Genomic DNA, 10,849 nt, shown 5'->3' with positions numbered 1-10,849 from the left:
ACTGGCCCATCTGCTTCACTGCCATCGCGATTCCCTCCGAGCTTCGTCTCAGAGAATCACAATCAGCGAATTACGCAACAGGCCCTCAAGGGGGGAGATTGGCTCATCACCCCATCCCAGCCGCATACTCCAGCGCCACCACGCCGTTGCTGAATTGCGTGGCCGAGATCAGCTCGAGCGGCAATTGTGCGCCGGGCGGGAACAGCAGCTTGCCCTGGCCGACGGCACCGGGATAGCTGAGCAGCCTGATGCGGTCGGCCAGGCCGTGGCGCAGCAATTCCTGCGCGACGCTGAGGCTGCCATGCACATAGATGTTGCCGCCGCTGCCTTGCTTCAGGCCTCTGACCGCGTCCGGCAACGCGCCAGTCAGCAGCTCGGCCGGCTGCCAGTCGAGCGCCTGCAAGCTGGTCGAGGCGATATATTTCGGCAGCGCGTTGAACCGGTCGGCGAAATCTCCGGTCTCCTTGGGCCACGAGCCGGCAAATATCTGATAGGTCGTGCGTCCCAAAAGCATGGCGCCGCTGTCGGCAAGCTCGTCCTCCTTGAATTTCTGCATCTCATCGTTCCAGGCGACGCTCGGCAGCTTCTCGACCTCGGCGATGCCGTCGACGCTGATGAATTCGGTGACGATGAGTTTTCGCATGGCGGGTTCCTTTCTGCCGAGCGCGGGTCTTGTGCGAACTGCTCCGTCAACTAGCGCGGCACTTTTTCAGGGGGAGGGCTTTCCTATCCGCTTCCAAAGACCGATACCGTGGGAAAAGCTTTCTCCGGCCTGCCCGTCGTTCGGTCATGCCACAAGGTCCGCATCGGGTGGGGCCGGTCTTTTTTGCCTGTCCCCGATTGGAGCTGGTTCGTAATTACTGCCTACAGGCGGGCGATACCGGCTTTCAGCAGTCCTTCGCGGATGTGCTGCACATCGGACTCCTGGGCATAGTGCAGGGTGGCGATGAATGAATCGAGGTCGAATTGGGGATCGAGGGTTCTGATCTTGCCCAGATGCGCCGCGGCGGCGATTTCGTCGCCGAGCCAGCCGTAGCAGGCAGCGGCGAAGGCGTGCTGAACCGAGTCCATGGTCGACAGATGCATGAAAGCTTCGATCGCCTCGCCATACTGGCGCGCGGCGAAATGCGCCTTTCCCAGATGGCTCCAGAACCTCTCCGGGTGGTGCGGGTTCAACTGCATGGCCTTGCGGATCCATTCAATTCCCTCCTCCGGCCTCCCCAGCCACGTCAATAACTCGCCTTGCTGCACCACCACGAGGTCGTAATTGGGATTGAGGGCCAGCGCCCGCTCCTGATGGTAGCGCGCAGTGGTCAGCTCATTGTTGTTCACGTTCACTGCCGCGAGAATGCGGTGGACATCGGCATCGTTGTTGTCCAGCGCCAGCGCCCTGTCCAGCGCCGCCATGATGTTGTTCCAGACGGCATCCCTGTCTTCGCACCAGTTATGGACCCAGGCCTGGCCAAGAATGCAGGCCCGCCAGGCATGGGCATGGGCATAATCGGGGTCGAGCGCGACGGCCCTTTCTATCAAGGTTCGCGCGCGTTCATTATCCGCAATCGTGCTTCGGTGATGCAGCACCTTGGCAGCGAGCACACATTCATACGCGGCCATGTTTGCAGGTTTCGCCCGCGCGAGCTGGTCCCGCTGAGCCGCCTCGACACGACCGGGCAGCGTGGCTGCGATCGCCGCCGTCACCTCATCCTGAATCGCGAATATGTCGACCAGCTTCCGGTCATATTTGTCTGCCCAGATATGAGCGTCATTCGCGGTGTCGATGAGCTGAACCGTCACGCGCACCCTCTCGCCGATCTTGCGGACGCTTCCCTCCACCAGATATTGGACCTCGAGTTTCTCGGCCACCTCGCGCACATTCACGGCGCGGTTCTTGTAGACGAAGCTGGAATTGCGCGAGATGACGAACAACTCATGGTGGCGGGACAGTTCGGTGATGATGTCCTCGGTCAGTCCGTCCGCGAAAAATTCCTGCTCGGGGTCGCCGCTCATGTTGGTGAATGGCAGCACCACTATCGAAGGTTTCGAGATGGATCGCTTTGCCTCGACTTCCGGCAGGACAGGACTGTCAAGCCCGATGCGATAGAGGCGAACCGGGCGGCTGATGTTCTTCAACGTCTTCTCGCCCAGGTCCTCCATGGCAATTTCGAGACGGTCGGCAATTTGGGTCGCCACCGCTGCGGTCACGCAGATACCGCCGACGTCGGCGAGTTGCTCGATGCGCGAGGCAATATTGACGCCGTCGCCGAAAATATCCTCATCGTCGAAAATGATGTCGCCGAGATTTATGCCGATCCTGAATTCGATACGCCGTTCTTGCGGCACATCCGAATTGCGCCGTTTCATGCGCTGTTGGATTTCCACGGCGCATTTCACGGCGTCGGTCACGCTCTGGAACTCAACGAGCATGCCGTCTCCGGTGGTCTTGATGATCCGGCCCTTGTTCTTCGCGATCGCGGGATCGACCAGTTCTATGCGATGGGTCCGAAGGCGTGCGAGCGTGCCCGATTCGTCGGCCTCCATTAGCCGGCTGTAGCCCGCCATATCGGCAGCCAGAATTGCGGCTAGTCTCTGTTCCATCGCTGAACCAAAAACCAAGCCTACGCTTCCTGGGCCGCCAAATCCAGCAATTTGGGCTTGTGGCTGAATCAAGTCTTCCTACCGCAGCAGCAGGAAAGGGCGGATCAGAACCCTCCGCCTGGTGGCTGCCGATCGCATCAACGGCGGGAGGCGCGGCGCCGAGCTCGTCGAGGCGATGTATTTCGGCAGCGCATTGAACCGGTCGGCGAAGTCTCCGGTCTCCTTGGGCCACGAGCCGGCAAAGATCTCATAGGTCATGTGCCCCAAAAGCATGGCGCCGCTGTTGGCCAGCTCATCCTCCTTGAATTTTTGCATCTCATCGTTCCAGGTCACGCCCGGCAGCTTCTCGACCTCGGCGATGCCATCGACGCTGATGAATTCGGTGACGATGAGGTTTGGCATGGGCGGGTTCCCTTCTGCCGTCAGAGGAAAAATATCCGGCGCTTTGTTGTTTTTGCTGATGTCAGCGAGACCGCTCATTCAGGTCCAACAGCCCTATCGGCTTATGCCCGAAGACACCCCGCGCAAACGGAAGGATTATCGCCTAGTGCGGCAATCCATTGCCCGTTTGCTAAAACAGTAACCCTCGCTGCGCTGGGGCCGTCTCGACCCCAGCGGATTTTGATTGCCTCTCAGTGGCCGAGGCCCCAAGGACATCCTTCCTTCTTAGTCCCGCGTAATCACTGACTAATCCAATGATGGTTTTTGCTTCCAGGCTACCGAGTTCTGACGGGTGAGGAACTGTTCGCGAGAAGCACGCCGCCTCAAGACCAATCGCCCCCTTAAGGAGTTCCGTCCCAACGTTTGGCTTAGCAAAGAATTCTACCAAGCCCTGCACAGGCATTTTTTCGACGGCAGTCTCGAATCCTGCGCGTATGCGAGCTGCGGTAGCGCCACTTGGATCAAAGAACTCGGTGACGACATTTTCGGCGAACTGTACATAGCTCTTGCTGGCCGCTGCATCCGTTCGACCGAACAAAAGTCCCTGACGGAAATACTCCTGGCGCATCGAAACCTCAGATAAGGAATGCTCCTTGCCCAGGTAATCTGCCCCGATTCCAACCAATGCGCTGCACATATAAGCTGCACGAGTTATTGGACCGGGCTTTCGTTCACGCTCGACGGCCAACTTTAGCAAGTTAGCCGCCTCGTCCACCCAGTGGTTTAACGCAGGAAACGAAATTCCTCGCGATATTTCCACCTTTACCGAATCCATCTGAACCTTGAGGTTAGCGGAGCCGACAGCTATCATTCTCCAAAGCTCATCGACCTCTTCATTGGACAAACGCTGATCCTCGCCTGCATAGCGTTTCACAATGGCATCGAAGACGGAGCTTGAGATCACTCTGACGTTCAGCCTATTGGAAAACGCATAAACGGAGTCCTTCGCTCCCTGCGACGCGATAATCGCCTCGTCCGCTCGAAGAGCTGATTGCAGGCCCTTTACCCAAATCGCGCGCTCGAACGCCTTGCCTCGTTTCTTGTTCTTGATATCGACGATACTCACATGCCTCGCATGCGCGCTGGTACGGGTATAAACCCACAAATCTACATCGGTGACATCTTCGCCAGCTTCGCGAACGGGAATCCCGCGCAACACGAATGAACCGAGGCTTTTGAAATACTCCCTTAGCGCTTCTTCGGCGGCGCCGCCTTTGTCGACTTTCTGATTTTTCTGTGCCGACATCAGTTCGCTCTCCTCAAGATATTCAACGCGCGCGAAGTGGCGGTTTTTGCTTCGGGAACATCCTTCTTCCTATCACGCTCAGCCGATCTTGCAGCCTCTGGACCGTAGAATTGTGCGGCCTGAGTGCCGATGATCATTTCCGCTGCTGTGCCAGAGGCATCGCCTCGCAGGATCAGGTCCTTCGCCATTTCTCCAATCTCTGGCTTTAACAAAGTTAGGCGGTGGCCTTGCGACGAGGATGTAACCTGCACGACGTTACGTCGTTCAAGAATTTGGTAGTCTTGGCGGATAGCTGGAGCCCACCCCTCTACGAAGCCACGACCGATCAGCGCGTTGATTAGGGCACTCGGGTCCTTGATGCGTCCACGAATGTCTGAGCTTTTTACAATCCCATAGGTCAAGCTGCTGGCCAGTGCTTTGGCATCATCCAGCACGTCGGCCAGCCCCCCGGGCACGAACTTGGTTAACGCCTCGGGTTTTGTGACAAACTCAGTTGGTCCTCGCTCGTTCGAAACAATGCTAACCTCAAAGTAGCCGATCTGGTGCATCTTGCTCCACAGGCTATCACCTAGCAGTTGCCTCACGGCTGCTGCTAGTAGACATCCCTGTGCCTTCAAGAGACTATCTACATGTATTAATTTCTCTCTCTCTTCGGCCGTCAGACTCTCTAGTATTCGTTTTGCTTTCTGCGCCTGATCTCTTTTAAACAGCGATCCATTGAAATAAAGTCTATCTACCCCAGAATTCTCATAATCAACGAAGCCAATGTGCTCCGATTGGCTGAACAAATCATCCGTCTCTGCTTCTGACAACTCGTAGGTGTCAGACAGTTCTTCTTCGCAATCTGACCGCCTGAGTGGGCTGTGGCTACCGCGCTCCGCAAGATCGATCGCAGCCAATTCCAATCCGTCAGGTTCCTGCGAGTCAAAAATATCGGCGGCGTGGTCGAGTAGACGTGCCTGGGTCACGCCGAGTACCGTGACGCCGGATTTTCCTTGCGCGACAAGACCTTGCTCTTCCAACTCACTAAGCAGGCCTTTTATCTCAAGTCGGCGAATGCCAATCCCGTTCGCCAATTCACCGACGCGTTCATTTGAAACATTGGATTCATCCTCTTTCGAAACAACCGAAAGGAGGCGCGACGCACGGCCTGCAAGGGCGATATTCTCGAAGCTTGTTGTTTTGCTGTTCAGCAGCTTCTGATCATGGTGTAGAAGCCACGCGCCTACGATTCCTTTGGGCAAGTTATCGTTGCCATTCGCCATGGTACCCCCTGCCGCAATCGTAACACCCATTGCTCTTTATGAGGCGATGATGTGAAGTTGAATCAAGGCTATCAATTCCCTCTTCAGCTCTGCGTTGCAATAGGTTAAACGTTTGAGGGGCGGTTTATTCGGACGTTCTTGGGGGGGCATTTTGGACCAATTAAAGTCTGAGCAAGGCGTTCTCTTCGATTCTCGGTTTCTGGATCGGTATGCAGGACCGATTATCACCGATACGGGCGTGGCGATTGTCGAACTTGTTGCGAATGCGTGGGACGCTTTTGCAACCAAGGTTGAGATCACTTGGCCAAACAGAGCAACCGGCAGTTTGTTCTCTATTCGCGACAACGGAAAGGGAATGACAGCCGATCAATTCCAGCAACGCTGGGGTACTCTAGATTATGACAAACTCAGCATGGAGGGGAACAAGACGGCCCCGCCGCCTGAACTGAATCATTTTGCGCCTCGCGACCCGTACGGAAGAAACGGCAGGGGGCGACATGCGGCGTTCAGGTTTTCGGACCCGTATGTTATCGCAACTTGGCGAGACGGCCTGGAGACCTCATGTGAAGTGAAACGCGGCCTTAAACAGCCGTTCGAATTGAGGCGAGTGGCCTCGCAACAACGTGATCATTCTACCCATGGTACCGAGATAAGGGCTACGTCGGTTTCCAACTTGGCAATGGCGGCTGAAACGGCAAGGGAGGTACTTGGTACACGCTTCCTCGCCGATCCGAATTTCGAAGTGTTCATCGATGGTACGAGGGTCACCTTCGACGACATTCCAAGACATAGTATGGACCGTGTGAAGGTCGAGGTGCCAGGTCATGGCACTGCTGAAATTGTGGTTATTGACAGCTTGAAGTCTGACAAGACCACGAAGCAACATGGTATCGCATGGCGCGTGAAGTCTCGGCTGGTCGGTTCGCCGAGTTGGGTAGGTTTCGATCACGAACGTATCCTTGACGGACGCAGTTCAGAAGCGAAGCGGTTCCTTTTTATCGTGTTCGCGGACTTTTTGGACGATGCTGTTACGCCCGACTGGACTGGTTTCAACGCTGATTCGGTCGCTTGGAAAGAAACGCGACCGCGAGTTCATGACGCCATAAAAGCGACCCTCTCTGAGTTCACCGCGGATAAGCGGCGAGAGGCGAAGGCAACAGTTAGGGAAACTCACTTCAAGAGCGTCGCCAAGCTACCGCCGGCTGGCCGTGAGAGGTGGAACCAGTTCGTCGACCGGGTTGTCGACGCATGCCCGTCGATCACGGTGGATCAGGTTGGGCAAGTCGCGGGGATTTTGGCAACCCTTGAAGCCGCGACTTCCAAATACGGGGTTATTAGCAAGCTCCATGACTTTGCCGCCGATGACTTCGATACACTTGATTCAATTTTACAGGACTGGACCATTCGACTGGCGAAGGACGCACTGGACGAGATCCAAAGCCGTCTGAAACTGATTGCGGAATTGGATGTGAAGCTCCGTGATCCTAGCATGTCTGAAGTTGGCGATCTTCAGCCTCTGATTGATAAATCGCTGTGGGTGTTCGGTCCTGAATATGAGAGCATCGAATTTACGTCTAACAAGGGAATGACAGAGGTCGTTCGGAAATTTTTCGGCGCTAGTTCTCCCATCAGCCGACTGCGACCCGACTACGTAATTGTCCCCGATGGGAGCGTCGGCCTTTACAGCAGAGATAGCTATGACTCGTCTGGCGAGGTTATTGGCACTGATCGGCTGGTGATCGCCGAGATAAAAAGGGCGGGGGTTGGAATCGGCTCTGATCAAATTACCCAGCCTTGGAACTACGCAAAAATACTGAAGAATGGTGGGCACATCTCAGACGCGACGTCGGTTACATGCTTCGTACTTGGATCAGCCATCGAAGCGGGCGAAAACGAGCCGACGACGCGTGGCAACGTAGTAATTGTTCCAATGACTTACAACGTTTTCATCCGCAGAGCTCAGGCGCGAATGCTGGGTCTGCGGGCTAAGCTTGCTGACGTGCCATTTCTCCAAGAATATGTGGAGGGACTGGCTAACAAACAGGGCGACCTGGAACTGGTTGGCGTTGCCGCGTCCGCATGAAGGGGAGCAATTGCTTCAGTCCGCCCCACCCCGCCGTGCCATAAGAGAAAAGCTTTTCCCATCCGGGTGGATCATGACCCAAATCATGGCGTCCGACGTCCAGCCAACGCCTGCCAAGCAGCCCGTCACCCTCCGCGAAGTGGCAGCCCTTGCCGGCGTTAGCGCTGCCACCGCCTCAAAAGCGCTGAACGGGCAGGGGCGGATGACGGCCGAGACGCGGACCTGGATTCGCGAGACGGCGCAGCGGCTTGGCTTTCGCCCCAACAGCCTGGCGCAGAGGCTGTTGCGGCGGCTCCTTTACCGTCGGGCCCGCTGACCAACGACCTGTCGCCGCGCCTTCGGCGCGCATTTGTGATGGCCGCCGCCTTCATGAAGCAACTCTGATCCCAAATGTCGTCGTGCGATGCCAAGCCGCTGCGGGAGGGGACGCGGATCGCATCGGCGAAATGGAACAATCCGGCAGCCGGCGGGTTTGTAGGATGAAGGGCGATCTGTTTCGGAGGAAGATTACGATGAAACGCGTCCTTGCCCAACATGCGGTGCGACTGATGCTCGGCGCCGCCTGTCTGCTCACGGTCGTCGAGATTCCCAACCCGATTGCGCCATTGTCGCTTGTGTCAGAGGCAAGGGCTGCCACCACCGTTTCGATCAGCACATTCTATGAAGACCTGTCTTCCTACGGCGATTGGGTGTCGTATCACGGAGCGACCGTTTTCGTGCCGGTCGATGTGCCTGACGATTGGCGTCCGTATACGCTTGGACATTGGGTCTATACCGAGCAGTATGGCTGGCTGTGGGTATCCGACGAGCCATTCGGCTGGGCGACGTACCATTACGGCCGGTGGGGCTATGCCGACGATATCGGCTGGTATTGGGTTCCGGGCACTCGCTGGGCGCCGGCATGGGTGAGTTGGCGTCGTGACAGGGAGCACATGATTTGGGCTCCGCTGCCGCCGCGCCGCGATCCGGATCTGATTTCAATCGAGGTGACCTTCGACACGACGCCGGATTATTACTGGGTTGTGGTTCCCACCCGCGAATTCCTTGCCGCGGACGTTTCTACCGTCGTCATCCGTGATGAGCCGGAGTTTGTGCGCATCGTCGAGGCGGCCGAGCCGGCCGGCGACGTGACGATCCGGAACAACGTCGTGATCAACAAAGTCATTGATGTCGATGTGATCGAAAAGGAGACGAACCAGAAGGTGACTGCCGTCAAGGTCAGCAAGACCGACGCGCCCGAGCGGTCCGGCAAACTGGAAAACGATACGGTCGCTGTCTTTGAGGGCGAGGTGAAAGCCGACCCTAAGGCCAAACCAGCCAAGCTCAAAGACATCGAGGAGGTGAAGCAGGTTCAGGCTGGCCGGAAATCGAAGCCGACCGAAGGCGCTGCAACGACCGAGCAGGCCAAGCCCGAAGAAACCGCCAAGCCTGAGAAGCCGAAGGCCGGCGAGCAGCCGACCACCGAGCAGCAGCAGGCCGAACCTGGCAAGGCGGCCAAGCCTGAGAAGCCGAAGGCCAAGGAGCAGCCCGCCGCCGAGCAGCAACAGGGCGAGCCGGAACAGGCGGCCAAGCCTGAGAAGCAGAAGACCAAGAAGCAGCCCGCCGCCGAGCAGCAACAGGCCGAGCCGGAACAGACGGCCAAGCCTGAGAAGCCGAAGACCAAGAAGCAGCCCGCCGAGCAGCAGCAGGGCGAGCCGGAACAGGCGGCCAAGCCTGAGAAGCAGAAGACCAGGAAGCAGCCCGCCGCCGAGCAGCAGCAGGCCGAGCCCGAGCAGGCGGCCAAGCCTGAGAAGCGGAAGGCCAAGGAGCAGCCCGCCGAGCAGCAGCAAGCCGAGCCGGAACAGGCGGCCAAGCCCAAGCCGGAGAAGCAGAAAAACAAGGCGTGCGATCCGCAGACTGAGAGTTGCTAGCCGTACGGTTAGACTGCGGCACCGCGATTATTCGATCGCGGTGCCGCTGAGCGGCCATTCCCCCTTGCCATCCCCACATCCTTCGTCCTAATCTCTCCCTTGAGAAAACCTTTTCCCAAGTCGCCTCCCATCCGCTGACATCACCAATCAGCACCCTGAGGGGCCATAAGAGAAAAGCTTTTCCCACCTGGGAGGATCGATATCGAAATCATGGCGTCCGATGCGCAGCCAGCACCCGCCAAGCAGCCCGTCACCTTGCGTGAGGTGGCGGCACTTGCCGGCGTCAGCGTTGCCACCGCCTCGAAGGCCCTCAACGGGCAGGGGCGGATGACGGCCGAGACGCGGACCCGGATTCGCGAGACGGCGCAGCGGCTTGGCTTTCGCCCGAACAGCCTGGCGCAGAGCCTGTTGCGGCGGCGCTCCTTTACCGTCGGGCTTTTGACCAACGACACCTATGGCCGCTTTTCGCTGCCGCTGATGGCCGGCGTTTCCGATGCGCTGGTCGATGCCGGCGTCTCGGTGTTTTTGTGCAATGTCGAGGACGACCCGCGCCTTGCCCAGCTGCATGTCGATGCCATGCTCGACAAGCGCGTCGACGGCATCATCGCCACCGGCAAGCGCATCGACCGCCATTTGCCGGTCGACCTCGCCAATCTCGGCATTCCGGCGATCTATGCCTTTACCGAGCCCGATCCAAACGCCATCGCTTTCGTGTCCGACGATGCCGGCGGGGCGCGGCTGGCGGTCGAGCACTTTTGTCGGCTCGGGCGGCGGCGCATCGCCCATGTCAGCGGCCCCGCGAGTTTTGCCGTGGTGCATGCCCGCGCCGAGGCCTATCGCGAAGTGCTGGCCGAGAACGGCCTGCCGGTGTTGGAGCCGCTGCTCGGCTCGTGGTCGGAGGCGTGGGGGCATGAGGCGGTGGCAAAATTGTTCGACGGCGAGGGGTTCGACGGCACACGCGAAAAACCCGATGCGGTGTTTTGCGGCAACGACCAGATCGCGCGCGGCGTCATCGACGCCTTGCGCGAGCGCGGTATCGGCGTGCCGGACGAGGTCGGCGTCATCGGCTTCGACAATTGGCAGATCGTCGCCGAGGCGACCCGGCCGCCGCTGACCTCGGTCGACATGAATCTCGCAGCACTTGGCCGCGAGGCCGGCCTTGCCCTGCTTTCGCTCGTCGGCGGCGAACCCGCTGTGCCGGGCATCAGAAAACTGCCGTGCCGGCTGGTGGTGCGTCAGTCATGCGGCCGTCCGCCGGACGGCTGAAACGAAACGGGCCGTGTCGATTGCAAAGCGCTGGGGCGCGGCC

The 10,849-nt window shown here is 58.4% G+C and carries 8 protein-coding genes and 1 pseudogene; 4 read left to right on the top strand and 5 right to left on the bottom strand.

The window, feature by feature from the left end; genetic code table 11:
* Positions 1-106 precede the first annotated feature (106 nt).
* The 5 genes from NKJ35_RS26685 to NKJ35_RS26665 form a co-directional block, all read right to left on the bottom strand.
* On the bottom strand, positions 107-643 hold the full coding sequence (locus tag NKJ35_RS26685; protein ID WP_352650380.1) for a dihydrofolate reductase family protein: 537 nt from the start codon (positions 641-643) through the stop codon (positions 107-109).
* Positions 644-864: 221 nt separating this feature from the next.
* A complete protein-coding gene (locus NKJ35_RS26680; protein WP_352650378.1) occupies positions 865-2,595 on the bottom strand; it encodes an adenylate/guanylate cyclase domain-containing protein in 1,731 nt (576 codons plus the stop codon).
* A gap of 78 nt (positions 2,596-2,673) precedes the next feature.
* Complete coding sequence (locus NKJ35_RS26675; protein WP_352650377.1) at positions 2,674-2,997, bottom strand: dihydrofolate reductase family protein; 324 nt, start codon at positions 2,995-2,997, stop codon at positions 2,674-2,676.
* A 169-nt stretch (positions 2,998-3,166) separates the two neighbouring features.
* Positions 3,167-4,282 carry a hypothetical protein gene (locus tag NKJ35_RS26670; RefSeq protein WP_352650375.1) on the bottom strand — a complete coding sequence of 372 codons (1,116 nt, stop codon included), beginning with the start codon at positions 4,280-4,282 and terminating at the stop codon, positions 3,167-3,169.
* Complete coding sequence (locus tag NKJ35_RS26665) at positions 4,282-5,547, bottom strand: hypothetical protein (RefSeq protein ID WP_352650374.1); 1,266 nt, start codon at positions 5,545-5,547, stop codon at positions 4,282-4,284. The genes NKJ35_RS26670 and NKJ35_RS26665 overlap by 1 nt, the downstream gene beginning before the upstream one ends.
* A gap of 151 nt (positions 5,548-5,698) precedes the next feature.
* Between NKJ35_RS26665 and NKJ35_RS26660 the strand changes: the two genes are divergently transcribed.
* The 4 genes and pseudogenes from NKJ35_RS26660 (at position 5,699) to NKJ35_RS26645 (ending at position 10,806) form a co-directional block, all read left to right on the top strand.
* Positions 5,699-7,630, top strand: a complete 1,932-nt coding sequence (locus NKJ35_RS26660; RefSeq protein ID WP_352650373.1) for an ATP-binding protein — start codon at positions 5,699-5,701, stop codon at positions 7,628-7,630.
* An 85-nt stretch (positions 7,631-7,715) separates the two neighbouring features.
* Positions 7,716-7,938 (top strand): annotated as a pseudogene (locus tag NKJ35_RS26655) (LacI family DNA-binding transcriptional regulator); the annotation flags it as partial.
* Positions 7,939-8,142: 204 nt separating this feature from the next.
* A complete protein-coding gene (locus NKJ35_RS26650; protein ID WP_352650390.1) occupies positions 8,143-9,540 on the top strand; it encodes a DUF6600 domain-containing protein in 1,398 nt (465 codons plus the stop codon).
* Between the two features lie 210 nt (positions 9,541-9,750).
* A complete protein-coding gene (locus tag NKJ35_RS26645; protein WP_352650372.1) occupies positions 9,751-10,806 on the top strand; it encodes a LacI family DNA-binding transcriptional regulator in 1,056 nt (351 codons plus the stop codon).
* The last annotated feature ends 43 nt before the right edge of the window (positions 10,807-10,849 follow it).

Origin of the sequence: Mesorhizobium sp. M0136 (genome assembly GCF_040322515.1) — a bacterium.
Classification (GTDB): Bacteria; Pseudomonadota; Alphaproteobacteria; order Rhizobiales; family Rhizobiaceae; genus Mesorhizobium.
Note: the sequence above shows the minus strand (reverse complement) of the source record. Positions and strands in the feature narration are given on the sequence as shown.